The sequence below is a fragment of the Methylobacterium sp. Leaf361 genome, from assembly GCF_001424445.1.
GTDB lineage: Bacteria > Pseudomonadota > Alphaproteobacteria > Rhizobiales > Beijerinckiaceae > Methylobacterium.
On record NZ_LMPY01000067.1, the window covers coordinates 168,096 to 194,673 of the forward strand.

Here is a 26,578-nt window from a genome sequence, read left to right on the forward strand (position 1 = left end):
CAGAGCGCCACCGCGTCGACATCCAGGCGAATGGCCGCTGAGGGGCGGTTGCCCACGGTCGCGCGCTCGGGTCTCGTCACGTATGGGCCCCCATTGCCCGCAGAAGATGCGGAAGATCCTAAAAAACTAACCTAAGACTGAGCCATCCTTTCCCCGGCCGCGGCTGCGACCAATGCGACCGTCGTCGATCCGGGCTGCTCTCAGTTCAGCGTCCGGTTGGCGCGCAGCCGCGCCACGGCCAGATCGACGAACGTCCGCACCTTCGCGGGCGCGTGCCGGCCTTCCGGGTACAGGACGTGGACGGGCAGCGGCGCTTCCTCGTAGTCGGCGAGCACGATCTGCAGGCGGCCGTCCCGCAGGTCCGGGCCGATCTGGTAGTTCAGGACACGCGCCAGCCCCCAGCCCGACCGTGCGGCGCCGATCGAGACCTCGTTGGTGTTGCCCTCCAGAGTGGGGCGGACGACCACCCGCTCGTTCCGGCCGAACCGCCACTCCGGCGACGCGAAGGCCCCGGTGGAGACGGCGATCCGGTGGCGCTTGAGATCCGCCGGGGTCGCCGGCACGCCGTGCCGCGCGAAGTAGTCCGGGGCGCCGCAGATGACGTGGCGCACCGACCCGACTCGAGCGGCCGTGAACCCGGAATCGGTCAGGTGGCCGATGCGGATCGCCACGTCGATTCCCTCCTCCACCATGCTGACCGGCCGGTCGACGAAGAGGGTCCGCGCCACCATGGTCGGGTAGGTGTCGAGGTAGTCGGTGACGATCGGGAGCACGTGCATCCGTCCGAACAGGACCGAGGCCGTCACCGCGAGCGTGCCCGACGGCGTCGCGTTGGAGCCGGCCGCCGCCGATTCCGCCTCGGCGATGTCGGCCAGGATCCGCCGGCAATCCTCGTAGTACCGGCTGCCCGCTTCCGTGAGCTTCACGGAGCGGGTCGTCCGGATCAGGAGGCGGGCGCCAATGGTCTCCTCGAGCGCCGCCACGGCGCGCGTCACGGCCGGCGGGCTCATGTGCAGGAGGCGGGCGGTCTGCGCGAAGCTCGCCGTCTCGGCGACCTTCGCGAAGATGCGCATGGCCTGCCACCGATCCATAGCCTCGCTCCGGGTTCTCGCGGCCGGGTCGCGACGCTCACGCCCGATCCGGCCCGCCGCGTCGGCGTCCCGGCCGATCGGTCAGAAGCCGAAATGGCTCAGGCCCGGATGGTCGTCCGGCCGGCGCCCGAGGGGCCAGTGAAACTCGCGGTCCGATTCCGCGATCGGCAACGCGTTGATGCTGCTGTGCCGATAGCGCATCAGCCCGTCGTCGGCGAGGCGGACCTTCGTGATCGTGCTCTGCGCGTCGAAGGGCGGCGGCGGCGGACGGGACAGGACGGGCTCCTTGCCCTCGGGGAAGGTTCAGCCCGGCTCCGGCAGCGGCGCAGGATGATCCGCCGGCGCCGGTCCCGCAACGCGGAACACGGCGCGCGCCGTGCCGTCGCGCGCGTCAGAGCGCCAGCTGCACCCGGTCCGTGCCCTCCGCGGGCACCGCGGAGCAGATCAGCACCTCGTCCTCAGCCACCGGTGCGCTCGGTTCCCTCAGATAGGTCACCGCGCCGGCGAGCAGCTTGGTGCGGCAGGTCCCGCAGCTGCCCTCGCGGCAGCTGAACTCCGGTGCGAGACCCCGCGCCTCGGCGAGGTCGAGGAGGCTGCCCGAATCCGGCGTCCAGCGCGCTTCCTTGCCGGTGTCGAGGAAGGCGACCGGCACCGTCTCCGTGGAGGCCGGCGGGCGCGGGGGCACGGCCGCCGTTCCGGCGTCGCGGATGAGCCCCGAGGGACCGAACGCCTCCGCGTGAATCCGGTCGTCCGCCACGTTGTAGCCGCGCAGGCCATCATAGAGCGCCTGGGTGAAGGCCGACGGGCCGCACAGGTAGAAATCGTAATCCGCGAAGGCCAGGAACCGCGTGAGCAGGGCCATGTCGATCCGGCCCGCGGCCTCGTAATCGACGCCAGCCGCGGCATCGGAGACATCGCTCAGGACGCGCACGATCCGCACGGCGCCCTGCGCCGCCGCGGCGAGTTCGGACAACTCCCGGTCGAAGGCGCGCTCGGCGCGGGTGCGGGCGGCGTAGACGAGCGTGGTCGGCCGGATCTTGCGGGTGCGCAGGCCCTCGTAGACCACGTGCCGGAGCATCGCGAGGAGCGGCGTGATCCCGACGCCGCCGGCGAGCAGCACGGCCGGGCGCGCCGCGCTCGCATCGAGGGTGAAGCCGCCGCCGGGGGCGCGCGCCTCGACGATGTCGCCGACCTGGACTCGGTCGTGAAGGTGCCGCGAGACGGTGCCGTCGCGCTTCACGCTGATCCGGTAGGTCGGGTCCGAGGGCGCGACCGAGAGCGTGTAGGTTCTTATGACTGGCGCGTCTGCCCCCGGCAGCGTGACGCGGATCGGCAGGTGCTGGCCCGCGCGGTGCGGGAGCCGCCCGGCCCCGTCGTCCGGGGTCAGGTGGAAGGACCGGATCGTGCGGCTCTCGTCGACGATCTCGGCTACCCGGAACGGCCGCCACTGCGTCGCGCGCTCGGCCGCCCGGACGCGGTCGGCGGCCTCCGCCCAGTCGCCGGTCATCAGCGCGTTCGGCGACCAGCCGTCCGGCCGGAACGACCAGCGCAGCGGCAGGGCACCGCGTCGGCGGATCACCCGGCGCGGCCGGAAGCTCCAGAGCCGCTCGGCGCCCTGGAAGGCCGCGATCTCGGGCGAGTCCAGGATCACCTCGGCGTCGCCGGTCAGCTGCAGGAGATCGCCCGTCTCGAAATCGGTGAAGACCAGGCCGGCCCTGCTGTTCAGGAAGATGTTCCCGAGCGTGGCGAAGAACAGGTTGCCGGCGAAGTCGGGGATGGTCAGCGTGCCGTCCGCGGCGATGCGGACGAACCCCGCCTTGCCGCCGCGATGCGAGACGTCGACCTGGCGCCGGCCCTCCCGGTCGGCGTAGGAGGCCACGAAGAACGTGTCCGCCGCCGCGATCAGGCCGCGGGCTTCCGGGTCGAGCTTCGTGCTCTCCTCGGCGGGGGCCGGAGCGGGGGCGCCCGGCTCGCCGACGAAGCTCATGTCGCGCAGCTGGATGTATTGCGGGCAGTTCCCGAAGCTCTGGTCGACGGCGAAGTGCAGGGCTCCGCCGGCCGTGGAGCGGACGAGGCCGTTGACGCGGTTGCGGCGGCGGCTGTCCAGCGCGATCCCGAGGAGGCCGATTGCGTCGCCGTCGCCCGTGCCATCGGACGCAGGGTCGGCCGGGTCCGGCCGCGCGGCGATGTCGAGGGTCGTGGCGGTCGGCGAGGTGATGAAGCCGGGACGGCCAGCCAGGAGCGTGGCCCAGACGTCGCCCTGCCGGTCGACGCTGCCCAGCACGATGAACGGGATCTCCGCGAAGAAGGCGCGGTGCTGATCGGGCATGAAGTCCCGCACCACCCGCTGGCCGATCACCGCCATCCGGTCGGCGGCGCCGACCGTCTCCTGGATGGACGTCTCGCCGGCATGCCATGTCGGCAGCGTCGCAAGGGTCTGACCGTCAGCCATCTTCGCGCCCTCCATCTGCATCCGCCCCGGGCGCGGGTGCGCCCGGGGCCTTCCGGTCACGCCGCGGCCGTGAGGCCTGCGGGGGTCTGGGCGAAGGGGACGAAGCCCGGCAGGCCCTCGATCCGGCGCAGGAAGGCCCCGACCCGCGGGTAGCCCGACAGGTCCACGTTCCCCTCCGGGGCGCGGGCGAGGTAGCTGTAGACCGCCACGTCCGCGACGGTCGGCCGCTCGGCCGCGAGCCAGTCCCGGCCATCGAGATGCGCCTCGAGCCGCCCCAGGAGCGTATGCGCCCGGGCGATCACCTCCTCCGGGTTGAACGTGGCGCCGAACACCGTGATCAGCCGCGCGGCCGCCGGCCCGTAGGCGAGCTCGCCCGCCGCGACCGAGAGCCAGCGCTGGACCGCCGCCGCGGCGCGCGGATCCTCGGGCAGCCAGTCGGACCGGCCGAGCCGTTTCGCCACGTAGACGAGGATGGCGTTGGAATCGGAGACGATCACGCCGTCGTCGTCGAGCACCGGCACCTGACCGAACGGGTTCATGGCCAGGAAGGCCGGCGTCTTGTGTCCGCCCGCCTTCAGGTCGACCTCGATCAGCTCGTGCGGGGCCTCGACCAGGGATAGGAACAGGCGGGCCCGGTGCGCGTGGCCCGAGAGGGGATGGTGGTAGAGCTTCATGACCGTGGATCTCCGTCGGGGGCCGGGATCGCCCCGGGCCGTATGAGGAGAATGCCGCCGCGTTAGGGCGAGCAGAATAGGCGTTCTCCGCAGTTCATCATTCCGGAAATCGGAATAATCGCGCGGGCCAAAGGTGCCGAGCGATCCTGTGCCGGCCTGGCGCGGCCGTCCTCCGCCTCGCCTCCGCGGGGACAGGCGCCGCGGACGGGCTTGGCACAGAGGCCGATCAGCGACCCGGGAAGCAATCATCAAGACGCCTGTTCCGAAAAGACTGCGCGGGACTTGACACCGAGGCCATTACCGAGGAGCCTAGTTTTCAGGCGCGGGGCAAAGCTGCCCAGTTTCGCGCCAATACGTCACCATCTTTCACGGCGATGCCGCCCGCAGTGCTTCCGCACTGGCGGGCTTTTTGCGTTCTGAAGGATTGCATGGGCCTCAGCCATCACCGCATCGGCATCCTGTTCTCCACGGACGGACCCTACGGTCTCGTCGGGCGGGCGATGCTGAACGGCGCGCTCCTGGCGATCGACGAGGTGAACGCGCGGGGCGACTGCGTCCTGGAACCGGTGATCCGCGATCCGCAGGGCGCCCTCGCGGGCTACGTCGCCGGCGCCGAGCGGCTCCTCGACGCGGGGATCCGCCACGTCGTCGGCTGCTACACCTCGTCGAGCCGCAAGGAGATCATCCCGATCTTCGAGAAGCGGGACGCCCTGCTCTGGTACCCGTCGCATTACGAGGGCTTCGAGACCTCGGCGAACGTGGTCTACACCGGGGCGGCGCCGAATCAGCACATCGTCCCGCTGGTGCGGCACCTCCTCGCCCGGGGCGGCCGCACCGCCTTCTGCGTCGGCTCCAACTACATCTGGGCCTGGGAGAACAACCGGATCCTGCGGGAGACGCTGGCGATCGCCGGCGGCGACGTCGCGGGCGAGCGCTACCTCGCGGTGGGCGAGACCGCCTTCGATCAGGTGATCGCGGCGATCCTGGCCGCGAAGCCGGACTTCGTCTTCAGCACGCTGATCGGCATCTCGGCGTACCGGTTCTTCCGCGACTTCCGGAGTGCCTGCGCGGCGCGCAGCATCGACCAGGCGCGGACCATGCCGGTGGCGAGCTGCAGCCTCGCCGAGCCGGAACTGGAGGCGATCGGGCCGGAGGCGGTCGACGGCCACCTGTCCTCCAGCGTCTACTTCACGTCGATCGACACGCCCCGCAACCGCGCCTTCATGGCGGCCTACGCGGCGCGCTTCCCCGCAGGCCCGACCCCCTCGGCGGATGCGGAATCCTCGTACATCGCGGTGCATCTCCTGGCGCGGGCGCTGGCGCGGGCCGGTACCGAGGATGCCGCGACGGTGCGCCGGGCGGCCTGCGCCGACGAGTTCGAGGCGCCCCAGGGACCGGTGCGCCTCGACGAGACGACCCTCCACGCCTGCCTGACCCCTCGGATCGGCCTCTCGACGGCGGCGGCCCGCTTCACCATCGTGGCGCAGGCCGAGGCGCCGGTCGCGCCGGACCCCTACCTGGTGCGCAGCGATCCGCGCGTCGTGCCGGTGAGCCGGCGCCCGCACCTGAAGGTGGTGCCATGACGACGCCCCGGCTGATCCAGAATTTCAGCGGCGCGCAGGCCCTGCTGATCGCGCCGCAGAGCACCGCCACGGACGTCCTGGCGAGCACCCTGATGAAGCTCGGGCTCACCGTGGCCTCGGTCGTCCCGGCCGGCGAGGCGCCGTGGCTCGATTTCGAGATCCTCGACCCCGAGCACCACATCGTCATCGTGGACGGCGACCTGCCGCTGCCGGGCCTCGCGGCGAGCGCCGTGCCTGACCTGCCGCCGGTCCCAGTGGTCGGGCTCGTGGGCGTCGAGGCGCCGAGCCGCCTCAAGGGGCTGCTCCAGCTCGGCGCGACCGGCCTGCTGCGCAAGCCGATTCACGGCGCCTCGGTCTACGCCGCCCTGTTCCTGGCGGTGAACGAGCACAACCGGCGCCGTCTCCTCGAAGAACGCCTTGCTCGCCACGAGGAGCGGAGGCGCGGTCGGCGCCACGTCGTCAAGGCGATCCTCCGGCTGATGCAGGAGCACGGCCTCGACGACGACGCGGCCTACGAGACGCTGCGGCGCGACGCCATGCGCGCCCGGCAGCCCCTGGAAGCCTACTGCGAGGCGCTGGTCCGCGCCCGTCCGTCCGTCGCCGCGCCGGCCCGCTCGCCGCGGCTGGCCCGATCCTGAAGCACGCACTCCACCCCGTAGACGAGGACGACCCGATGACGAGAACGCCCCGCGGATCCCGCCTGTCCGCCCTCGCGGCCGCCCTGCTCGCGAGCGTATCCCTGGCCGCCCCGGTGGCGCGCGCCGCCGACCCGATCAAGCTCGGTGTCCTCGAGGACCAGTCCGGCGACTTCGCGGTCGCCACCATCGGCAAGGTCCACGGCATCCAGCTCGCCGCGGACGAAATCAACGCCGCGGGCGGCATCGCCGGGCGCAAGCTGGAGCTCGTGATCTACGACACGCAGTCCGACAACACGCGCTATCAGGAATTCATGCGCCGGGTGCTCCAGCGCGACAAGGTTAACGCCGTCTTCGCGGGCTTCTCCAGCGCGTCCCGCGAGGCCTACCGGCCGATCGTCGACCAGCTCGACGGCTTCGCGTTCTACAACAACCAGTACGAGGGCGGCGTCTGCGACGGCCACATGGTCGTCACGGGCGCGGTGCCGGAGCAGCAGTTCTCGACGCTGATCCCGTGGATGATGGAGAAGTTCGGCAAGCGGGTCTACACGATCGCGGCCGACTACAATTTCGGTCAGATCTCGGCCGAGTGGGTGCGCAACATCGTCAAGGAGAACGGCGGCGAGATGGTCGGGGAGGAGTTCATCCCCCTCGGCGTGTCGCAGTTCTCGCAGACGATCCAGAACATCCAGAAGGCCAAGCCCGACATCCTGATGACGCTGCTCGTCGGGACGGCGCAGGCCTCCTACTACGAGCAGGCGGCGGCCGCGAACCTGAAGGTGCCGATGGGCTCCTCGGTCAATATCGGCCAGGGCTACGAGCACAAGCGCTTCCAGCCCCCGAGCCTCGCCAACATGTACGTGACCACGAACTACATCGAGGAGGTCGACAGCCCGTCGAGCAAGGCGTTCCTGGCCAAGTGGAAGGCGAAGTTCCCGAACGAGCCGTACGTGAACCAGGAGGCCGAGAACTCCTACCTCGCGGTCTACCTCTACAAGCAGATGGTGGAGCGGGCGAACGGCTCGACCAAGCGCGCCGACCTGCGCAAGGTCATCGCGGCGGGCGACGTCTGCGTGGACGCGCCGGAGGGCAAGGTCTGCATCGATCCGAAGAGCCAGCACGCCTCCCACACGATCTACCTCGCGAAAGTCGACGAGAAGCACGCGATCTCCTTCCCGAAGACCTGGGACAACATCCAGCCCTACTGGCTCGGGAAGGCCGGCTGCGACCTGACGCAGAAGGATCCGATGGCGCAGTACACGCCGAGCAACCCGCCGAAGCCCTGACCTGCCGGGTCGGACATCCGCGCGCCGCGGCCCCGGGCCGGAGACGACGCGACATAGCCGGGGCCGAGGCCCCGGCCCACAGCCATCACGATCGGGCCTCCGGATGGATCTGCTGACTCACGCCTTCACGTTCCTCTACCAGATCGGCGACGCGTTCTCGTTCCTGGTCCTCTCCGCCTGCGGCCTCGCGGTGGTGTTCGGCATGATGGGCGTGATCAACCTCGCGCACGGCGAGCTGATCATGTGCGGCGCCTACGTCACGGCGGCGTCCACGCGGGCCGGGCTGCCGCTGCCGCTGGGCATCCTGGCCGGCGCACTCGTCGCCGGGGCCGTCGGCATGGTGATGGAGCGCCTCGTCATCCGCCACCTCTACGGGCGGCCCCTCGACACGATCGTGGCGACCTGGGGCATCAGCCTCGCGGCGACGCAGGGCACGCTGATCCTGCTGGGCTCCAGCATGCCGGGGATCGGCACGCCGCTCGGCAGCTTCACGGTCGGCGGCTACTCCTACTCGACCTACCGCGTCGTGCTGATGGTCGCCGCCGTGGCGGTGCTGGCCGGGCTCTACCTCGCCTTCAACGCCACCCGCTTCGGGACGCTTGCCCGCGCCACCATCCAGGTGCCGCACATGGCCGAGGCCCTCGGCGTCGACACCCGCACGGTCTACGCCCTGACCTTCGGCCTCGGCGCGGCGCTGGCGGGCCTCGCGGGCGGGCTCTACGCGCCGACCATGACCATCGTGCCGACCATGGGGACGACCTTCATCATGGAGGCCTTCGTCACCGTGGTGGTCGGCGGCGCCGACATCTTCCTCGGCACGGCGCCGGCGGCGCTCGTGCTCGGCACGGTGCGGGCGCTGCTCACGACGTGGCAGGGCCAGCTCTTCGGCCAGATCGGCCTCCTCGTCGCGGTGATCCTGGTGATCCGGGTGCTGCCGCGGGGCATCTCGGGCCTGATCCTGCGCGAGCGGGCCTGAGGCCATGGCAGTGACCTCGGCGATGACCTCAGCGATGACCCTGCTCCGGCGCCTCGAGGGCCCGCAGACCCTGGGGCGCGGCCCGGCCTTCTGGACCGCCTTCGCCCTCGCGGTGGCCGCCGCCGTGGCCTACCCGTGGTTCGCGGACGGCTACACGGTCGGCAACACGGCCTACTTCTTCTGCTGGGTGTTCATGGCGCTCGGCCTGTGCCTGATCTGGGGCTATGGCGGCGCGCTCAGCTTCGGCCAGACCGCCTTCTTCGGCCTCTCCGGCTACGCCTACGGCGTGCTCACCCTCAACGTCGGCGCCGCCTACGGCTTCACCCTGGCGGCCCTGGTGCTGGCGGTCGCGCTCTCGGCCGTGATGGCGGCGCTCCTCGGTTACTTCCTGTTCTTCGGCCGGATCGGCGGGGTGTTCCTCGGCATCATCACCCTGTCGGTGACGCTCGCCCTGGAGCGCTTCATGGCGCAGACCGCCGGCCCGGAATGGAAGATCGGGGCGGCGCGGCTCAACGGCTACAACGGCATGAGCGGCATGCCGCCCCTGACAGTGCCGTGGCTCGACGGCGACGTCGTGCTGTTTCCCGACGTCGCCCTCTACTACGGCCTCCTGGGCCTCCTGATCGTCGTCTACCTCGCGCTGCGCATCCTGGTGAACGCCCGGTTCGGCAACGTGCTGGTGGCGATCCGCGAGAACCCGGAACGGGCCGAGATGCTCGGCTACGACGTGCGGCGCTACCAGCTCGCCGCCTTCGTGATCGGCTCGGCCCTCGCGGGGCTGAGCGGCACCCTCTACACCGCCTGGGGCCAGTACATCACGCCCTCCAGCATGGGGCTCACCGCCGCCGCGCTGCCGGTGATCTGGGTCGCGGTCGGCGGCCGCGGCGACCTGACGGCCACGCTCATCGGCACGCTCGTGGTCCTCGGCGGCTTCCAGGCGCTGACGATCTACGGCAGCCAGTACGCCCTGGTGGTGATGGGCCTGCTCCTCGTCGTGGTGGTGCTGGCGGCGCCCGACGGCCTCGTGGTGGCGGCCATGCGCGGGCTCGGGCGCCTCCGCCGCCGGGAGGTGGGCCGATGAATCCGCTGCTCGAGACCCGCGATCTGAGCAAGCATTTCGGCGGGCTCCACGTCACCAACGACGTGAACTTCGCCCTCGCGGCGGGGGAGATCCACTGCCTGATCGGGCCGAACGGCGCCGGCAAGAGCACCTTCTTCCGCCTGCTGCTCGGCGAGTACACGCCGGAGCGGGGGCAGATCCTCTACGCCGGCGAGGACATCACCGCGCTCAAGCCCTTCGCGCGGATCAGGCGGGGCATGAGCGTCAAGTTCCAGGTGCCGGGCATCTTCCCGAGCCTGTCGGTGGCGCACAACCTGGAGATAGCCCTGCAGCACCATCTCGAGGGCGCCTCGCTCGGTGCCGAGATCCGCCGACTGCTCGCCTTCCTCAATCTCACCGCGGCGGCCTCCGACCGCGCCGGCAACCTCAGCCACGGGCAGAAGCAGTGGCTGGAGATCGGCATGGCGATCAGCCTCAAGCCGCGCCTGCTCCTCCTCGACGAGCCCACCGCCGGGATGTCGCCGGACGAGACCTTCGCCACCGGCGCGATGGTGCAGGCGCTCAACCGCGACGGCGTCGCGGTGCTGGCCATCGAGCACGACATGGCCTTCGTCCGGCAGATCGCCCAGCGGGTGACCGTGCTCCACGTCGGGCGCATCTTCGCCCAGGGCACCACCGACGCGATCATCGCGGACGAGCGGGTCGCCGCGATCTACCTCGGGGAGGCGGACGCGCCGCCGCTGCGGAGCGTCGCCGATGCCTGAGCCGCTCCTCGCGACGACCGGCCTCCGCGCCGGCTACGGCGGCAAGCCCGTGCTGCAGGGCGTCGACCTCGCGGTCCGGCCCGGCGAGATCGTGGCGGTGATCGGCCGCAACGGCGTCGGCAAGTCGACGCTGATGCGCAGCCTCGTCGGACTCCTGCCCGCCTCCGCGGGCGGCATCGCGTTCCGGGGTGCGGCGGTCGAGGGGCTCGCCGCCCACCGGCGCGCCCGCCTCGGCATCGGCTACGTGCCGCAGGGCCGCGATGTCTTCCCGCGCATGAGCGTTGTCGACAACCTGACGGTCGGCGCGTCGCTGCTGCCGAAGGGGGAGCGGCCGGATTACGAGCGCGCCTTCGGGCCTTTCCCGATCCTGCGGGAGCGGCGCGGGCAGCGGGCGGGGACGCTCTCGGGCGGCCAGCAGCAGCAGCTCGCCATCGGCCGCGTCCTCGTCGGCGGGCCTGCGCTGATCCTCCTCGACGAGCCCTCCGAGGGCATCCAGCCCTCGGTGGTGCAGCAGATCGGCCGCACCCTGGTCGATCTCAACCGCCGCACCGGGGTGACGATCGTGTTCGTGGAGCAGAACCTCGACCTGATCCGCGCCATGGCCCAGCGCAGCTACGTCATGGACAAGGGCCGGATCGTCGCGGAGCTGACGGCCGGTGACCTCGACGACCGCGACCTCGTGCGGCGCCACCTCGCCGTCTGACGACACGGCAGACAACCAAGGGAGAGACGACCATGCAGTGGCTCGACCAGTCCATCATGGCCCGCAAGGGCGTCGCCGGCGGCAAGCCCGGCCGGGAGCACACGATCACCGAGGCCGAGCAGGGCCGCTACCACTACGTCTACGGGCCCTTCGCCGAGCCGGTGCTGACCGTCGATCCCGGCGCCGTCGTCACCGTCGAGACGCACGACGCCTTCGAGGGCAAGATCCGCCACGAGACCGACAGCCCGACGCAGATCCTGAACTTCCCCTACCTCAACCCGCAGAACGGGCCGATCTACGTCAATGGCGCCGAGAAGGGCGACTGCCTCGCGGTGGCGATCCGCTCGATCCGGCCGCGCGGCCCGCAGCCCTGCGGCACGACGCTGATCATGCCGGAATTCGGCGGCCTCGTCGCCACCGGCGACACCGCGCTCCTCAATCCGCCGCTCCCCGAGCGGGTGCGCAAGCTCGAGGTCACGGCCGAGACCGGCGTGCGCTGGAACGACCGGATCACGCTGCCCTACCAGCCGTTCATCGGCACGATCGGCACCTCGCCGGAGATCGAGGCGATCTCCTCGCTGCAGCCGGACTATTACGGCGGCAACATGGACCTGCCGGACGTGGGCGTCGGCGCGGTGATCTACCTGCCGGTGAATGCGAAGGGCGCGCTCCTCTACCTCGGCGACTGCCACGCCGCGCAGGGCGACGGCGAACTCTGCGGCGTCGCGGTGGAGCACCCGACCCACACGACGGTGCAGATCGACCTGATCAAGGGCTGGACCTTCCGCTGGCCGCGGCTCGAGACCGAAGACTTCTACATGACGATCGGCTCGTCCCGGCCGATGGAGGACGCGGCGCGCATCGCCTACCGGGAGCTGATCCGCTGGCTCGCCGCCGATTTCGGCTTCGACGAGATCGACGCCTACATGCTGCTCACGCAGTGCGGGCGCGTGCGGCTCGGCAACATGGTCGATCCGAAATACACGCTCGGCGCCTCGATCACGAAGGCGATCGCCCACGCCTGACCGGCGACGGAGGAGGACGGCATGGATCTCGGGCTCAGAGGCCGCCGCGCGCTGGTGACCGGCGGCACCAAGGGCATCGGCGCGGCGATCGTCGACCTGCTGGCCGACGAGGGGGCGGCGGTCGCCCTCTGCGCCCGCAACGGAGCGGAGGTCGCCGCCAAGGTCGCGGCCCTGCGCGCCAGGGGCGTGGCGGCGACCGGGCGCGCCGTCGACGTCGCCGATTCCGCCGCGCTGCGCGGCTGGGTCTCCGGGGCCGCGGAGGAACTCGGCGGCCTCGACATCGTGGTGCCCAACGTGAGTGCCCTCGCGGTCGGCAGCGACGAGGCGGCGTGGCGCAGCGGCTTCGCGGTCGACATGATGGGCACGGTCACGGCGGTCGAGGCGGCGATGCCGTTCCTCGAGCGCTCCGAGGCCGGCGCGATCGTCGTCATCTCCAGCGTGTCCGGGCGCGAGATCGACTTCGCGGCCGGTCCCTACGGCGCCTTCAAGGCGGCGCTGATCCACTACGCGCAGGGGCTGGCCTTCCAGCTCGCGCCCCGGAACATCCGCGCCAACTCGGTCTCGCCCGGCAACACCTACTTCTCGGGCGGCGTCTGGCACCAGATCGAGACCGGCAACCCGGCGCTGTTCGCCGAGGCACTCCGGCTGAACCCGACCGGCCGGATGGCGCGGCCGGAGGAAGTGGCCCGCGCGGCCGTCTTCCTGGCCAGCCCGGCCGCGAGCTTCATCACCGGCACCAACCTCGTGGTCGACGGCAGCCTGACCCGCGGCGTGCAGTTCTGACGCCGACCGGCCTCGCCCCGCACCGGGACACCTGCGACGTCCGAAGCACACCCGGCGCGTTCAGTACGGTCGTTCAGCGACGAAGTCCGGAGATCGCGAGGACTCACCACACTTGCGACGCATTTCGGCCGCTCTCGACTCTGTAAAGACAAGCTTGCCACGCGCGCTGGCACGCGGCACTCTCAAGCTTGGCCGTTCGCGCGGCGGTGGCACGCCGCGCAGTCGCGCCGGGCTGCAGGACAGGGAAGTCCAGGGCGATGATGACGGACGATCGCGAGGCCGGCGGGCTCGACTGGCGCGGGCGCCTCGGAAGCGAGGCGGGAGTTCTCAGCCGCCGGTCGTTCCTGGCCGGCTCGGCCCTCGGGATCGGCGCGCTCTCGCTCGGCGGGTGCGGGACGACCGACACCCTGCTCATGGCCGAGGCGGCGAAGACCTACGGGCCGATGCCGAACGAGAAGTTCCCGATCCCGGCGGTCGACGTCAGCAAGGTCAACCCGAAATACTACCGTCGGACCGTCCAGTACGCCTCGTCGGAAGCGCCCGGCACGATCGTGGTCGATCCCGCCAACTACTACGTCTACCGCATCGAGGGTGACGGCACCGCCACCCGCTACGGCGCCAATGTCGGCCGCCAGGGCTTCCTGTGGAACGGTAACGCCTATGTCGGCCGCAAGTCCGAGTGGGCGACCTGGACCCCGCCCAAGGAGATGATCCGGCGCCAGCCCGAGGCCGCGAAATACGCCCGCGGCATGCCCGGCGGCCTCGACAACCCGCTCGGCGCGCGCACGCTGCACCTCTACCAGAACGGCGCCTATACGCTCTACACGATCTACGCCAGCAGCGACGCCGAATCGATCGGCACGGGCATCACCAGCGGTTGCGTCGGCCTGCTCAGCCAGGACATGATCCACCTCTACGCGCGCACGCCGGTGAAGACGAAGGTGGTCGTGCTGCCGGCCTGAGGGCCGGCCGCGCCCGCGCCGTCCCCGCTTCCCGGCGGCCCCGACATCCTGCAGGATCGGGTCCCCTGAGGTCCGACAGCGCGCCGGGAGCGCCCGAATGGCCTACGCGACGACGATCGAAGGCACACGCTTCACCTTCCCCGACCTGCGCAGCCTGCTCGCCAAGGCCACGCCGGAGCGCTCGGGCGACCAGCTCGCCGGGCTCTGCGCCGACGGGCCGGTCGAGCGCCTGGCCGCGCAGATCGCCCTCGCCGACCTGCCGCTCAAGACCTTCCTGGCCGAGNAGGGGCGCACCCAACGGGTGAGCCCCTCTGCAATACCCACGCCGGAGCGCTCGGGCGACCAGCTCGCCGGGCTCTGCGCCGACGGGCCGGTCGAGCGCCTGGCCGCGCAGATCGCCCTCGCCGACCTGCCGCTCAAGACCTTCCTGGCCGAGGAGCTGATCCCCTCGGACCAGGACGAGGTCTCCGACCTCATCGCCCGCCGCCACGACACGGAAGCCTTCGCGCCGGTCTCATCCCTGACGGTCGGCGCCTTCCGCGAGTGGCTGCTCGCGCCCGCCGCCGACGCGGACGCCCTCTCTGCCCTCGCGCCCGGCCTCACGCCCGAGATGGTCGCGGCGGTCTCCAAGATCTGCCGGCTGCAGGACCTCGTCGCGGTGGCCGCCAAGCGGCCGGTGGCGACGCGCTTCCGCTCCACCATCGGCCTGCCCGGGCGCCTTGCCACCCGCAACCAGCCCAACCACCCGACCGACTCGTCCGAGGGCATCCTGCTCTCGGCGCTCGACGGACTGCTGATGGGCTCGGGCGACGCGGTCATCGGCGTCAACCCGGCCACCGATTCCCTGCCGGACTACATCCGCATCGTCGAGCTGCTCGAGACCCTGCGGCTGCGCCTCGACGTGCCGACCCAGCACTGCTGCCTCGGCCACGTCACCGTGGCGATCGAGGCCATGGCCCGCGGCGCGCCCGTCGACCTCGTGTTCCAGTCGGTGGCCGGCTCGCAGAAGGCCAATGCCGGCTTCGGCGTCGACCTCGCCGTCCTGCGCGAGGCCTCGGACGCTGCCCGCGCGCTCGGCCGCTGCCCGGAGGGCGGGCAGCTCATGTACTTCGAGACCGGCCAGGGCTCGGCGCTCTCGGCCGACGCCCACTGGGGCGTCGACCAGCAGACCATGGAGGCGCGCGCCTACGCGGTGGCGNTCATGTACTTCGAGACCGGCCAGGGCTCGGCGCTCTCGGCCGACGCCCACTGGGGCGTCGACCAGCAGACCATGGAGGCGCGCGCCTACGCGGTGGCGCGGGAGTTCGACCCGCTGCTGGTCAACACGGTCGTCGGCTTCATCGGTCCCGAGTACCTCTACGACGGCAAGCAGATCATCCGCGCCGGGCTGGAGGACCACTTCTGCGGCAAGCTGCTCGGCCTGCCGATGGGCGTGGACGTCTGCTACACCAACCACGCCGATGCCGACGGCGAGGACATGGACGCGCTNGGAGGACCACTTCTGCGGCAAGCTGCTCGGCCTGCCGATGGGCGTGGACGTCTGCTACACCAACCACGCCGATGCCGACGGCGAGGACATGGACGCGCTGCTGACCCTGCTGTGCGCGGCCGGGGTCAACTTCGTCATCACGGTGCCGGGGGCGGACGACGTGATGCTGAACTACCAGTCATTGTCACACCACGACGCGGTCTACGCCCGCGAGACCCTGGGTCGCCGTCCGGCCCCGGAATTCGAGGCGTGGCTGCGGGCGGTGGGCATCACCGACGAGCAGGGCCGGCTGGTCAGCGCGACGGGCGCGCTGCCCCCGGCCCTGGCGGAGGCGTCCCGGCTCCTGCCCGGGCGGGCGGCGTGAGCGGCGAGCCGGCCCGTCCGGGCCACCCGACGCTGCGCGACCTGCGCGGGCTGACCCAGGCGCGCATCGCGCTCGGCGCGCACGGCGCTGGCCTGCCGACCGGCGCGGCGCTCGCCTTCGGGCTCGACCATGCCCGCGCCCGCGAGGCGGTGTGGACGCCCCTCGACGCGGCCGCGATCCGCGAAGGGCTGCGGGCGCAGGGCCTCGACGCGGTGGAGGTCCGCTCCGCCGTGACCGACCGGGCGGAGTACCTGCGCCGGCCGGACAGGGGCCGCACCCTCGATCCGGAATCCGGGTCGGTGCTCGACGGGCACGGGCCGGGCTTCGACGTGGCGATCGTGATCGCGGACGGGCTGTCGGCGACGGCGGTCGCGCTGAACGCGGTCCCGGCGGCGGCGGCGCTGGCAGCGCGGGTGCGGCGGGCCGGCTGGCGCCTCGCGCCGGTGGTCGTCGCGAGCCAGGGACGTGTAGCGATCGGCGATCCGATCGGGGCGCGACTCGCGGCGCGCTGCGTCGTGGTTCTGATCGGGGAGCGGCCGGGCCTGTCGGCCTCCGACAGCCTGGGCTGCTACGTCACGTTCGGCCCGGCGCCGGGGCTGCCCGATTCCCGGCGGAACTGCATCTCGAACATCCGGGAGGGCGGTCTGGCGGTCGAGGCGGCCGCCGCGCAGATGGAGGCGCTGCTGCGGGCGATGCTGGCCCAGGGCACCAGCGGCGTCGCGCTGCGCCGGGACGATCCCGCAGACCCGAAGGCGCTGCCGGACGCGCGGGACTGACCGCTCGGACGACTCGGGCGGACGTCACGCGCGCTCCGCGGACGGGCTGCAGCCGAACTGGGACCGGTAGCAGCGGGCGAAATGGGCCGCGCTCGTGAAGCCGCAGGCCGTCGCGATCTCCCCGATCCTGAGCGGGCTCTGGCGCAGAAGGCGGCGTCCGTGGGCGAGGCGAATCGCCCTGTACTGGGCCGAGAAGCTGAGCCCGAGCTTGTCGAGGAACAGCCGGTCGAGGTGGCGCGGGCTGATCGCCGCGAGGCGCGCCATGGCGAGGCGGCCGAGCGGCGCCTCCACGGTCTTCTCCATCGTCTCCAGCACCGCCAGCAGAGCCGGATGGTGGATTCCGTAGCGCTCGACCGCGGAGGCCCGCTGCGGGTCGTCGGCGGCGCCGATGGCGGTGTGGAGGAACCAGTCGGAGACGCGCCGGGCGAAGGCCTCGCCCATGCGTTCGGCGATCAGGGCGTGGGCCATCTCCAGGGGCGCGACGCCGCCGCCGCAGGTCAGGCGATCGCCGTCGGCGACGTAGCGCGCCCGGCTCAGGCGCGCCTCCGGGAAGGTCTCGACCGTGGCACCGGCATATTCCCAGTGGAGCGTGAATGCGCGATCGGCCAGCAGGCCCGCTTCGGCCATCAGGTAGGGACCGCCCGAGATGCCGCCGATGCGGACGCCGAGTCGGGCCATCCGCCGCAGGGTCGCGTGGATCTCGGGCCTGTCCCACCCGGTCGGCTCGCCGCCCGCGCAGACGAAGAGGGTGTGGAGGTGGCCGCGCTGGCGCGGCAGCGCCTCGGTGGGGACCTCGGCGCCCGACGAGGCGGCCACTGAGCCCTCCGACTCGCCGAAGTAGCGCAGGCGGTAGAGCGGCCGCCCGGCAAGTTCGTTGGCCGCCCGGAACGGCTCGCACCCCGAAGCGAAGGACAGCAGCGCGAAGCCGGGCACGAGGATGAACCCGATCTCCTGCGGGCGGTCCCCGGTCTCCGCCTCCATCTCGCACGCCCCCTCCGCTCCTCGATGGCTCAAACGTGCAGGAAACCGTCTGTTTCAGTCAAACGTCCGCCTCGGCATTGATCATGCTGTGTGCCGTTACCCCGTCCCGCGCGAGATCGCTTCCGGATGCCTCGACCCGCCGATCTTCCTCCGTTCCGCGCCGCCGCGGCGGCCCGTCCCGGAAGCGAGCGGGAGTGTCGGCCGTGAGCCGCCGCTACGACGTCGCCGTGCTGGGTCTCGGCGCGATGGGCAGCGCCGCGCTCTACCAGCTGGCGAAGCGGGGCGCCGCGGTCATCGGGCTCGACCGCTTCGCGCCGCCCCACGCGCTCGGGTCGAGCCACGGCGAGACGCGGATCACCCGTCAGGCGGTCGGTGAGGGCGCCGACTACGTCCCCTTCGTCACCGCCTCGCACCGCATCTGGCGCGAGCTGGAGGCCGAGACGGGCGAGACCCTGCTGAACGCCTGCGGGGCGCTCGTCATGGCCCCGGGCCACGGCATCTCCTCGCACCACGGCAAACCGGACTTCGTGGGCCGGTCCATCAGCGCCGCGGAGGGCGCCGGCATCGTCCACGAGGTGCTGACAGGGGCGGAGGTGGCCCGCCGCTTCCCGCAATTCCTGAACCTCGCGGGCGACGAGAAGGCCTATTACGAGCCGGGCGGCGGCTACGTGTTCCCGGAGCGCTGCCTCGCGGCGCAGCTCGGCCGCGCGGGTGCCGCGGGCGCCGAGATCCGCACCAACTGCACGGTGGTCGGGCTGCAGCAGGACGGGAGCGGCGTCCGCATCGAGACGGCAGAGGAGACCATCTTGGCCGACCGCGCCGTCGTGGCCGCGGGCGCCTGGACGGCCCCCCTGCTCGGGAGCCCGTTCGACCGGCTCCTGACCGTCCGTCGCCAACTGCTGCACTGGTACGCGCTCGCGGACGAGACCGCCTACGGGCCACACGCGCCGGTCTTCATCTGGATGTACGGGACGAGCGACACGGAATACCTCTACGGCTTCCCGCCGCTGGACGGGTCCATCAAGGTCGCGACGGAGCAGTACAGCACCACCACCACCGCCGACGGGGTGGAGCGCCGCGTCGATCCGTCGGAATCCGACGACATGTACCGGCTGCGCGTCGCGAACCGGCTGGCCGGCGCGACCCCGGAGGTCGTCCAGGCCGCCGCCTGCGTCTACACGGTGACCCCCGACCGCGGCTTCATCATCGACCGGCATCCCGCGATGGAGCGGGTCCTGGTCGTCTCCGCCTGCTCGGGGCACGGCTTCAAGCACTCGGCCGGCATCGGCGAGGCCGTCGCCGCGGAGCTGGCTGGGACCGGTAGCACCGTCGATCTCAAGCCCTTCGCTCTGGCACGTTTCAGTTGATGCGCCGGCCAATGGCTCGTGGATTGCTTGAAACCATGCCAAGATCCGTCGACCCGAGCAGGAAAGATCCGATGCGTCTCACCGTCCGCACCCTTCTGACCACCGGTGCGCTGGCCGCGCTCGCGGCGTTCTCGACCGTCGCGATGCCCGGCCGGGCCACGGCCGCCGACGGCGTCGACGCGATCAAGAAGCGCGGAACGCTGATCGTCGGCGTGAAGGCGGATTACAAGCCGTTCGGCTTCCGCGACCCGAGCGGGACCATCATCGGCCTGGAGCCCGACCTCGCCGCCGACCTCGCCAAGCGGCTCGGCGTGAAGCTCGAGCTCGTGCCGGTCGTCTCGGCCAACCGGATCGAGTTCCTGCAGCAGGGCAAGGTCGATCTGCTGATCGCCACCCTGTCGGACAAGCCGGAGCGCCGCCGCGTGGTGCAGGCGATCGACCCGAACTACTATTCCGACTTCGTGAACGTCCTGCTGCCCAAGTCGTCCGGCATCACCGACTGGGCGCAGCTCAAAGGCAAGCCGCTCTGCGCCACCTCGGGCGCCTGGTACAACAAGGACGTCGCGCGGACCTACGGGGCGGAGATCGTCGCCTTCGACGGGTCCGAGAAGCCGCTCTTCGCGCTCAAGCAGGGCAACTGCATCGGCTACGTCTACGACCAGAGCATGCTGCAGGGTAAACTGCTCGACGACGACTGGAAGGCCAACTACGCGCTGCCGCTCAAGGGCATCCTCGACGCCCCGTGGATGATGGCGGTGGCGCAGGGCAACACCACGCTCCAGGCCGCGGTCGAGGACGCCACCAAGGACTGGATGAAGACCGGCTTCATCGTCGACGAGGAGAAGAAGTGGGGCATCGAGCCGACCGCTTACTCGAAGGCGATGCACGAGAAGTACAAGAACGCGACCAACTGATGCGGTTCTGCGCGACAACACCGAGCGTTAGCCCGCGATGATCGCCACGATCCAGGCGTGGTTCCAGCAGCTCTACGAGACCACGGGCTTCAACTTCACGGTCTTCTACGATCCCTACGACTGGGACCGCTACGTGGCCGGCCTGCGGATGACGCTGCTCCTCGGGATCAGCACGATCCTGGCGAGCCTCGTCATCGGCGCCGTCGGCGCGCTCCTGCAGAGCGGGCCGTCGCGCGTCCTGCGGGCACTGGTCAACGGCTTCGTGGTGGTCTTCCGCAACACGCCGCCGCTCGTGCAGATCTTCTTCTTCTATTTCGGCCTCGGGACGCTGCTCCCGGACATCCGCTCGGCCGACGGCCTGCGCGCGCCGATCCTCAACAATGTCCAGTGGGCGATCATCTCGCTGTCGCTGTTCGCGGGCGCGTTCAACGTCGAGATCTTCCGCTCCGGCATCGAGGCCGTGCCGCGGACCACGGTCGAGGCCGCGGAGGCCCTGGGCTACACCCGCTTCAAGGCCTACCGGTACGTCGTCCTGCCGCTGGCCCTGCGCGTCTGCCTGCCGGCGCTCAACAACAACCTGATCAACCTCCTCAAGACCACCACGCTGGCCTACGCCATCGCGGTCCCGGAGACGCTGTACGCGGTCAAGCAGATCTGGTCCGAATCGCAGAACGTGCTGGAGATGATGCTGGTGCTGCTCGCGACCTACGCGGTCCTCGTCGGCGTGCTCGTCTGGATCATGCACCGCTGGGAACGCGCCCTGCGGATCCCGGGATACGGCCGATGAAAGCTGCCGATCCGCGGGGCGGGCGACCGGGCGACCTGCCGGTGCTGCTGCCCTTCGCGCTCCCGAGGGACCGCGCGGCGGCGCGCCTGCGCCCGGCCCATCTCTGGCTGCTCACCGCGCTCGCACTCGTCGCCGTCCCGGCCTGGGCGCAGGGCGGCGCCGCCGCGCTGTCCCCGCTGGAGGTGGTGATCAAGTGGGCGCCCCTCCTGCTCACGGGCTTCGCCTTCAACGTGGCGATCTCGCTGATGGCGATGGCGATCGGCACGGTGGCGGGCATCGGGCTCGGGCTGGCCATGCTGGCCGAGGGGCGGATCCTGCCCCGCCTCGCGTGGTGCGCCACGCAGGTCTTCCGCAACGTGCCCTGGCTGGTCCTGCTGTTCTTCGTGATGTTCCTGGTCCCGTTCCAGGTCACGGTGTTCGGTGTCCGCGTGCCGCTGCCCGACTGGGTCAAGGCGACCTTCGGTTTCAGCCTGCCGGTCATGGCCAACGTCGCCGAGATCGTCCGCGGCGCGGTGCGCTCGGTGCCGAACACCCAGTGGGAGGCCGCCGAATCCCTGGCCTTCACCCGGCGGCAGACGATGTGGCGCATCATCCTGCCCCAGTGCGCGAAGCGCATGCTGCCGCCCTGGATGAACGTCTACTCGCTCATCGCGATGGCGACCGTGCAGGCCTCCATCGTCGGCGTCACCGAGATGCTGACGCTGACCGCGCAGGTGCACGCCGCCGAGGGCGGCCGCCCCGAACTGTTCGCGCCGCTCTACGGCTTCGCGCTGCTGTGCTTCTTCCTCTACTGCTACCCGATCGACCGGTTCACCGCCGCCCTGGAACGCCGCTTCGAGACCCGCTGAGACCATGACGCGCGCGACCCTGGCCGCCACCCCGTCCCCGAACTGGACCCCCGATCAGCCGATCGTCCGCGTCGTCGACGTGCACAAGTCCTTCGGGACGTTCGAGGTGCTGAAGGGGATCAGCTTCGACGTCCGCAAGGGCGAGGTCGTCTGCATCATCGGCCCCTCGGGCTCGGGCAAGTCGACGCTGATCCGCTGCGTCAACGCCCTGGTGCCGGTGAGCGCGGGCTCGATCCAGGTCGAGGGGATCGAGGTGACCGATCCGCGGCTCGACAAGCTGGCGCTGCGCCGCAAGGTCGGCATGGTGTTCCAGCAGTACAACCTGTTCCCGCATAAGACCGCGCTGCAGAACGTGATGATGGCCCCCATCCACGTCCTCGGGCAGGAGAAGCGCGAGGTCGAGGCCCGGGCGCGGGCACTCCTCGCCAAGGTCCGGCTGGCCGGCAAGGAGAACGCCTATCCGGGCGAATTGTCCGGCGGCCAGCAGCAGCGCGTGGCCATCGCCCGCTCGCTGGCGATGCGGCCGGACGTGATGCTGTTCGACGAGGTGACCGCCGCCCTCGACCCGGAGACGGTCAAGGAGGTCCTGGTGACGATCCGGGAACTCGCCGAGGAGGGCATGACCTGCATGCTCGTCACGCACGAGATGAACTTCGCCCGCGACGTCGCCGACCACATCTACTTCACCGACCGCGGCGTCATCGTCGAGCACGGCCCGCCCGCGACCTTCTTCGCCTCCGCCCAGGACGAGCGCACGCGCCGGTTCCTGTCGCAGGTGCTCTGAGCCCGCCGGGGTCAGGGCCGCGTCAGCGCGGCCCGGCCTCCCGCGCCACGACGTGGTCGGCGATCGCCCCGGCGGTGGTGAGCCAGATGTCGTCCCGCCGGTCGGCGATGTGCCGCAGCGCCCGCCGCAGCGGCCGCAGCCGGTGCGGGCGCCCGACGATGTAGGGATGGAGCGCGATGCCCATCACCAGCGGCGCGCCCCGAGACTGCTCCAGCATTTCTTCGAAGGCGTCGACGATGGCTTCGGCGAACTGGCGGCCCGTCTCCTTGCGGGCGACGATCGCGGGGATGTCGTTGAGTTCCTGCGGGTAGGGCACCGTCAGGATGCGGCCGCCGCCGCGCGTCGCGAACCAGGTCGGCTGGTCGTCGTGGTCCCAGTCGAGCAGGTAGCGGTACCCGGCCTCGGCGAGGAGATCGGGCGTCACCCGCGACTGCGAGATCCACGGCCCGAGCCACCCGGCGGGGGGGCGGCCCTCCCGCGCGGCGATCTCGCGGGTCGTCTCGGCGATCAGGGCCCGCTCCGCGTCCTCGTCGAGGGTGCCTTGCCGCTCGGCGTTGGTGCGTCCGTGGCCGACGATCTCGTCGCCCCGCGCCCGGAACGCCTCGATCAGCCCGGGGCAGTCCCGGTAGAGGTTGCTGTTGACGAGCACGCTCGCCGGCATCGCCAAAGCGTCCAGCATCTCGGCGATCCGCCACGCGCCGACCCGGTTGCCCCAGTCGCGCCACGCGTAGTTGAGCACGTCCGGCTGCGGGCCGCCGGGCGCCAGCTCGGCGCCCAGGCCCTCGCCGAACGCGAAGGTCTCGAGGTTCAGCCCGACATAGACGGCCAGCCGCTTGCCCTCCGGCCAGTCGTAGACCGGCCGGTCGGGGAGGGCGCTGTAGCCGTAGCGACCGTGTCCGGCATTCGTGTCCATCAGAGCCCCCGTTACGCCGCACCGAGATAGGCCGCTTCCAGCCCTTTGTCCGCCGACAGCTCCGCGGCGGTTCCGCGCGCGACGACCCGGCCCTGCTCCAGCACGTAGCCGCGGTCGGCGACCGTGAGGGCCAGCGCCGCCATCTGGTCCACGATCAGGATGGTGACGCCCTCGTCGCGCAGCTCGGCCACGGTCGCGTAGAGGGCGTTGATCATCGTCGGGGCGAGGCCGAGCGACGGCTCGTCGAGGAGCAGGATGCGCGGGTGCGCCATCAACCCGCGGGCGATGGCCAGCATCTGCTGCTCGCCGCCGGAGAGCAAGCCCGCCCGGCTCGCCGCCCGGTCGCGCAGCCGCGGGAACCGGTCGAGCAGGCGCTCGACCTCTGCCGGGTTGATCGGCGACCCGCGCCCGAAGGCGCCGAGGCGGATGTTCTCGACGACGGTGAGCTCCGGGAAGACCTGCCGCCCCTCCGGCACCAGGACGAGGCCGCCGCGGGCGATCCGGTGGGCGGGCAGCGCGTCGACGCGCCGGTCGTCGAACACGACCGATCCCGCGACCGGGCGCAGAAGCCCCGCCAGCGCCCGCATGGCCGTGGACTTGCCGGCGCCGTTCGCGCCCAGAAGCGCGACGGTCTCGCCGGGCCGCACGTCGAGATGGACGCCGTCGAGGACGGGCGCGGCGCCGTAGCCGGCGGTCAGGTCGAGGACCGAGAGGACGGCGTCCGCCGGTCCCTGCCACGGCGCGCTCCGCGGCCGGGCCGGGGTGTCGGCGCCGCCGAGATACGCGCGCAGCACCGCCGGGTCGCGCCGGATCTCGGCGGGCGTGCCGCGCGCGATCGGGCGGCCGGCATCCATGACGAGGATGTGGTCGGAGATGCCCATCACCAGCGGCATGTCGTGCTCGACCAGCACCACCGCGACGCCGCTGTCGGCGATCCGGCGGATCAGCCCGGCCAGCCGGTCGGTGTCGGCCCGGGACAGGCCGGCGGCGGGCTCGTCGAGGAGCAGCACCGCGGGGCTGCCGGCGAGCGCGCGGGCGATCTCCACGAGCCGCCGGTCGACGTGGGGCAGCTCGGCGGCCGGGCGGTCGAGGGCACCCCGGTAGCCGACGAAGGCGAGGAGCGCGGCGGCCGTCGCGCGGTCCCGGGCCCGCGCGCGGCGCCAGAGCCGGCCCGGCGCGAGACCGAGGGCGACGTTGTCGGCCACCGGCAGCGAGCCGAACAGGCGCGTGGTCTGGTAGGTGCGCGCGATGCCGGCGCGGGCGACGACGTGGGCCGGCCGCCCGGCGAGGTCGCGCCCGCCCAGCCGGATCGCCCCGGCGCTCGGGCGGTAGAAGCCCGAGACTATGTTGAGCACGGTGGTCTTGCCGGCCCCGTTCGGGCCGATCACGCTGGTGACGGCCGCCGGCCGCGCCGTGAGGTCGACGCCGTCCGCCGCCGTGATGCCGCCGAAGCGGATGCCGACGCCGTCGAGGACGAGGGCCTCGCGCGCCGCCGTGCCGGGCAGCGGCAGCTCCCCGCCCTCGGCGGCGGCCGCCGCGTCGCGGCCTCGGGGCAGCAGCCGGGCGAGGCTGCCGACCAGCCCCGAGGGCACCAGCCACAGCACCGCCAGGGTCGCGACGCCGAAGAACAGCAGGCGGTACTCGGCGAGCCCCGATAGCGCCTCCGGCAGCAGCACGGTGACGAGGGCGCCGAGAAGCGGGCCGAGCACCGTGCCGGCGCCGCCGACGATCACCGAGAGGACGAACAGGATCGACTGCGAGAACGGGAACGAGCTAGGCGCGATGAACAGCATCAGCGGCGGCAGGACAGCCCCCGCGAGGCCGGTCAGGGCGGCGGAGATCGCGAAGGCCAGGGTCTTCACCCGGACCGGGTCGAAGCCCAGAGCCGCCGCGGCGACGTCGGCGTCGCGCACGGCGCGCATCGCCCGGCCGAGGCGGCTGCGGGCGAGGAGGTCGAACCCGGCGAGGCTCGCCCCGGCGGCGAGCACCGCCAGCACCGCGAGGCCGGCCGGCGAGAGCGGCTCGCCGAGGAGGCTCGGCGCGTCGGTGACGACGAGGCCGTTCTGGCCGCCGGTCAGCTCGCCGCCCTCGATCAGCCCGTGCTCGACGATGAAGCCGAAGGCGATCGTCAGCATGGCGAGGTAGGGGCCCTTCACCCGCATCGCCGGCACTGCCACGAGGCCGCCGACGAGCGCCGCGATCAGGGCCGCCGCCGGGAGCGCCAGCCAGAAGCTGACGCCGTGGAGCGTCAGGATCGCGCTCGCGTAGGCGCCGATCGCGTAGAAGCCGGCCTGGCCGAAGGAGATCAGCCCGGTCAGGCCGAGGAGCACGTTGAGGCCGACGCCCGCCACCGTGGTCAGCGCCACGAGGGCGATCACGAAGTGGCTGTAGCCGGCGGTCAGCGCGACGAGGCCGAGCGCGGCGGCGGTGAGGCCGGCGATGCCGAGCCGCATCGCCGGGCCTGAGCGCAGGTACGGCATCGCGTCAGACCTTGTTGACCGCGGCGCGGCCGAGCAGGCCGTCGGGGCGCAGAGTGAGGGCCAGGATGATCACCGAGAACACCACGAGCTGCGTGTAGGTCGAGCCCAGGGTCGCGGTGACGCCGGCCTCGACGAGGCCGTAGAGCAGCCCCGCCAGGATCACCCCGGTGGCGGAACCGATGCCGCCGAGGATCGCGACCGCGAAGGCCTTGATGCCGAACAGCGTGCCGAGCTCGGCCGAGACCGAGAACAGCGGCGCGATCAGCAGGCCCGCGATGCCGGCGAGCACCGCCGAGAGCGCGAAGGCGCAGGCCACGGTGCGGCGCACGTCGATCCCCATCAGCCGGGCGGCGTCGGCGTTCTGCGCCACGGCGAGCAGGACGCGGCCGAGATCGGTCCGGCGGAACACCGTGCGGATCGCGAAGGCGAGCGCGATCCCGACCACCGGGATCACGAGCTGCAGCGGGTAGATGCCGGTCCCGAGGATCTCCACCGGCTTCGTGGCCAGCGGCGAGGGCAGGCTGCGCGGCTCCTTGCCGAAGGTGAACAGCACGGTGTTGTCGAGGACGATGCCGCCCGCCACCGTCGCCAGGAGCCACGCGTCCGAGCCGCGCGCGACGAACGGGCGGACCAGCGCCCGCTCGACCACGAGGCCGAACAGGGCGCAGCCGGCGAGCGCCAGGACGATCGCGGCCGGCATCGGCCAGCCCAGGGTGACGCCGAGCGCGTAGGCCAGGACCGCGCCCAGGGTGACGACGCTCCCTTGCGCGAAGTTCACGGTCCCCGACACCGCGTAGGTCACGTGGAAGCCGAGGGCCACGAGCCCGTACATGCTGCCGAGGCCGAGGCCGCTGACGAGGATGGAGGTCAGCATCGCCGGG

General features: G+C 71.8%; 26 protein-coding genes and 2 pseudogenes. 20 read left to right on the forward strand and 8 right to left on the reverse strand.

Features of this window, described 5'->3' with window-relative positions:
- Window positions 1-200: 200 nt before the first annotated feature.
- From ASG32_RS29120 to ASG32_RS29130, 4 genes are all read right to left on the reverse strand, one after another.
- The gene (locus ASG32_RS29120; protein ID WP_020093092.1) at window positions 201-1,091 is read right to left on the reverse strand and encodes a LysR family transcriptional regulator; all 891 of its coding nucleotides are present in this window, start codon (window positions 1,089-1,091) and stop codon (window positions 201-203) included.
- Window positions 1,092-1,172: 81 nt separating this feature from the next.
- Window positions 1,173-1,367, reverse strand: a complete 195-nt coding sequence (locus ASG32_RS35850; RefSeq protein WP_107352011.1) for a hypothetical protein — start codon at window positions 1,365-1,367, stop codon at window positions 1,173-1,175.
- 115 nt (window positions 1,368-1,482) lie between these two features.
- Window positions 1,483-3,543 carry a pyridoxamine 5'-phosphate oxidase family protein gene (locus ASG32_RS29125; RefSeq protein WP_056533395.1) on the reverse strand — a complete coding sequence of 687 codons (2,061 nt, stop codon included), beginning with the start codon at window positions 3,541-3,543 and terminating at the stop codon, window positions 1,483-1,485.
- A gap of 56 nt (window positions 3,544-3,599) precedes the next feature.
- A complete protein-coding gene (locus ASG32_RS29130) occupies window positions 3,600-4,217 on the reverse strand; it encodes a glutathione S-transferase (protein ID WP_056533263.1) in 618 nt (205 codons plus the stop codon).
- 428 nt (window positions 4,218-4,645) lie between these two features.
- On the opposite strand from ASG32_RS29130, the gene ASG32_RS29135 reads away from it, so the two are divergent.
- From ASG32_RS29135 to eutC, 15 genes and pseudogenes are all read left to right on the forward strand, one after another.
- Window positions 4,646-5,800: a transporter substrate-binding domain-containing protein gene (locus tag ASG32_RS29135; RefSeq protein WP_056533265.1), complete on the forward strand. Its 1,155-nt coding sequence runs from the start codon at window positions 4,646-4,648 to the stop codon at window positions 5,798-5,800.
- Complete coding sequence (locus tag ASG32_RS29140; RefSeq protein ID WP_056533267.1) at window positions 5,797-6,438, forward strand: ANTAR domain-containing protein; 642 nt, start codon at window positions 5,797-5,799, stop codon at window positions 6,436-6,438. Before ASG32_RS29135 ends, ASG32_RS29140 begins: the two co-directional genes overlap by 4 nt.
- Window positions 6,439-6,473: 35 nt before the next feature.
- Entirely contained in the window at window positions 6,474-7,721 is a 1,248-nt protein-coding gene (locus ASG32_RS29145; protein WP_056533269.1) for an urea ABC transporter substrate-binding protein, read from the forward strand.
- A gap of 103 nt (window positions 7,722-7,824) precedes the next feature.
- A complete protein-coding gene (locus tag ASG32_RS29150; RefSeq protein ID WP_020093099.1) occupies window positions 7,825-8,697 on the forward strand; it encodes a branched-chain amino acid ABC transporter permease in 873 nt (290 codons plus the stop codon).
- Between the two features lie 22 nt (window positions 8,698-8,719).
- The gene (locus ASG32_RS29155; RefSeq protein ID WP_056533397.1) at window positions 8,720-9,778 is read left to right on the forward strand and encodes a branched-chain amino acid ABC transporter permease; all 1,059 of its coding nucleotides are present in this window, start codon (window positions 8,720-8,722) and stop codon (window positions 9,776-9,778) included.
- The gene (locus ASG32_RS29160; RefSeq protein WP_020093101.1) at window positions 9,775-10,521 is read left to right on the forward strand and encodes an ABC transporter ATP-binding protein; all 747 of its coding nucleotides are present in this window, start codon (window positions 9,775-9,777) and stop codon (window positions 10,519-10,521) included. Before ASG32_RS29155 ends, ASG32_RS29160 begins: the two co-directional genes overlap by 4 nt.
- Window positions 10,514-11,224 carry an ABC transporter ATP-binding protein gene (locus ASG32_RS29165; RefSeq protein WP_056533271.1) on the forward strand — a complete coding sequence of 237 codons (711 nt, stop codon included), beginning with the start codon at window positions 10,514-10,516 and terminating at the stop codon, window positions 11,222-11,224. Before ASG32_RS29160 ends, ASG32_RS29165 begins: the two co-directional genes overlap by 8 nt.
- Before the next feature lie 32 nt (window positions 11,225-11,256).
- A complete protein-coding gene (locus ASG32_RS29170; RefSeq protein ID WP_050731620.1) occupies window positions 11,257-12,249 on the forward strand; it encodes an acetamidase/formamidase family protein in 993 nt (330 codons plus the stop codon).
- A gap of 21 nt (window positions 12,250-12,270) precedes the next feature.
- Complete coding sequence (locus ASG32_RS29175) at window positions 12,271-13,032, forward strand: SDR family NAD(P)-dependent oxidoreductase (protein ID WP_056533273.1); 762 nt, start codon at window positions 12,271-12,273, stop codon at window positions 13,030-13,032.
- A gap of 257 nt (window positions 13,033-13,289) precedes the next feature.
- On the forward strand, window positions 13,290-13,994 hold the full coding sequence (locus tag ASG32_RS29180; protein ID WP_056533275.1) for a L,D-transpeptidase: 705 nt from the start codon (window positions 13,290-13,292) through the stop codon (window positions 13,992-13,994).
- 97 nt (window positions 13,995-14,091) lie between these two features.
- The coding region (eutB, locus tag ASG32_RS33580) for an ethanolamine ammonia-lyase subunit EutB (RefSeq protein ID WP_206780042.1) at window positions 14,092-14,277 on the forward strand (186 nt) is incomplete at its 3' end.
- Between the two features lie 18 nt (window positions 14,278-14,295).
- On the forward strand, window positions 14,296-15,192 hold an 897-nt coding region (gene eutB / locus ASG32_RS35450), incomplete at its 3' end, for an ethanolamine ammonia-lyase subunit EutB (protein WP_244492284.1).
- Window position 15,193: 1 nt separating this feature from the next.
- Window positions 15,194-15,482, forward strand: a pseudogene (eutB, locus tag ASG32_RS35455) (ethanolamine ammonia-lyase subunit EutB); the annotation flags it as partial.
- Window position 15,483: 1 nt separating this feature from the next.
- Window positions 15,484-15,847 (forward strand): annotated as a pseudogene (eutB, locus tag ASG32_RS35460) (ethanolamine ammonia-lyase subunit EutB); the annotation flags it as partial.
- Window positions 15,844-16,623, forward strand: coding sequence for an ethanolamine ammonia-lyase subunit EutC (gene eutC, locus ASG32_RS29190; RefSeq protein WP_056533277.1), 780 nt, complete (start codon window positions 15,844-15,846; stop codon window positions 16,621-16,623). The pseudogene eutB (ASG32_RS35460) and the gene eutC, both read left to right, overlap by 4 nt.
- 24 nt (window positions 16,624-16,647) lie before the next feature.
- On the opposite strand, the gene ASG32_RS29195 is transcribed toward eutC, so the two are convergent.
- Window positions 16,648-17,604, reverse strand: a complete 957-nt coding sequence (locus ASG32_RS29195; protein WP_056533280.1) for a GlxA family transcriptional regulator — start codon at window positions 17,602-17,604, stop codon at window positions 16,648-16,650.
- 203 nt (window positions 17,605-17,807) lie between these two features.
- On the opposite strand from ASG32_RS29195, the gene solA reads away from it, so the two are divergent.
- From solA to ASG32_RS29220, 5 genes are all read left to right on the forward strand, one after another.
- The gene (gene solA / locus ASG32_RS29200; protein ID WP_056533399.1) at window positions 17,808-18,971 is read left to right on the forward strand and encodes an N-methyl-L-tryptophan oxidase; all 1,164 of its coding nucleotides are present in this window, start codon (window positions 17,808-17,810) and stop codon (window positions 18,969-18,971) included.
- Window positions 18,972-19,042: 71 nt separating this feature from the next.
- A complete protein-coding gene (locus ASG32_RS29205) occupies window positions 19,043-19,885 on the forward strand; it encodes a transporter substrate-binding domain-containing protein (RefSeq protein ID WP_056533282.1) in 843 nt (280 codons plus the stop codon).
- A 37-nt stretch (window positions 19,886-19,922) separates the two neighbouring features.
- Entirely contained in the window at window positions 19,923-20,672 is a 750-nt protein-coding gene (locus ASG32_RS29210; RefSeq protein WP_012320251.1) for an amino acid ABC transporter permease, read from the forward strand.
- Window positions 20,669-21,520, forward strand: coding sequence for an amino acid ABC transporter permease (locus tag ASG32_RS29215; protein WP_056533284.1), 852 nt, complete (start codon window positions 20,669-20,671; stop codon window positions 21,518-21,520). The genes ASG32_RS29210 and ASG32_RS29215 overlap by 4 nt, the downstream gene beginning before the upstream one ends.
- Before the next feature lie 4 nt (window positions 21,521-21,524).
- Complete coding sequence (locus tag ASG32_RS29220; protein ID WP_056533286.1) at window positions 21,525-22,304, forward strand: amino acid ABC transporter ATP-binding protein; 780 nt, start codon at window positions 21,525-21,527, stop codon at window positions 22,302-22,304.
- A gap of 22 nt (window positions 22,305-22,326) precedes the next feature.
- On the opposite strand, the gene ASG32_RS29225 is transcribed toward ASG32_RS29220, so the two are convergent.
- The 3 genes from ASG32_RS29225 to ASG32_RS29235 are packed head-to-tail and all read right to left on the reverse strand — an operon-like array spanning window position 22,327 to window position 26,571.
- The gene (locus ASG32_RS29225; RefSeq protein ID WP_056533288.1) at window positions 22,327-23,217 is read right to left on the reverse strand and encodes a polysaccharide deacetylase family protein; all 891 of its coding nucleotides are present in this window, start codon (window positions 23,215-23,217) and stop codon (window positions 22,327-22,329) included.
- Between the two features lie 11 nt (window positions 23,218-23,228).
- The gene (locus tag ASG32_RS29230; RefSeq protein WP_056533290.1) at window positions 23,229-25,697 is read right to left on the reverse strand and encodes a branched-chain amino acid ABC transporter ATP-binding protein/permease; all 2,469 of its coding nucleotides are present in this window, start codon (window positions 25,695-25,697) and stop codon (window positions 23,229-23,231) included.
- Window positions 25,698-25,701: 4 nt separating this feature from the next.
- Window positions 25,702-26,571, reverse strand: coding sequence for a branched-chain amino acid ABC transporter permease (locus ASG32_RS29235; protein ID WP_043348786.1), 870 nt, complete (start codon window positions 26,569-26,571; stop codon window positions 25,702-25,704).
- Window positions 26,572-26,578 lie beyond the last annotated feature (7 nt).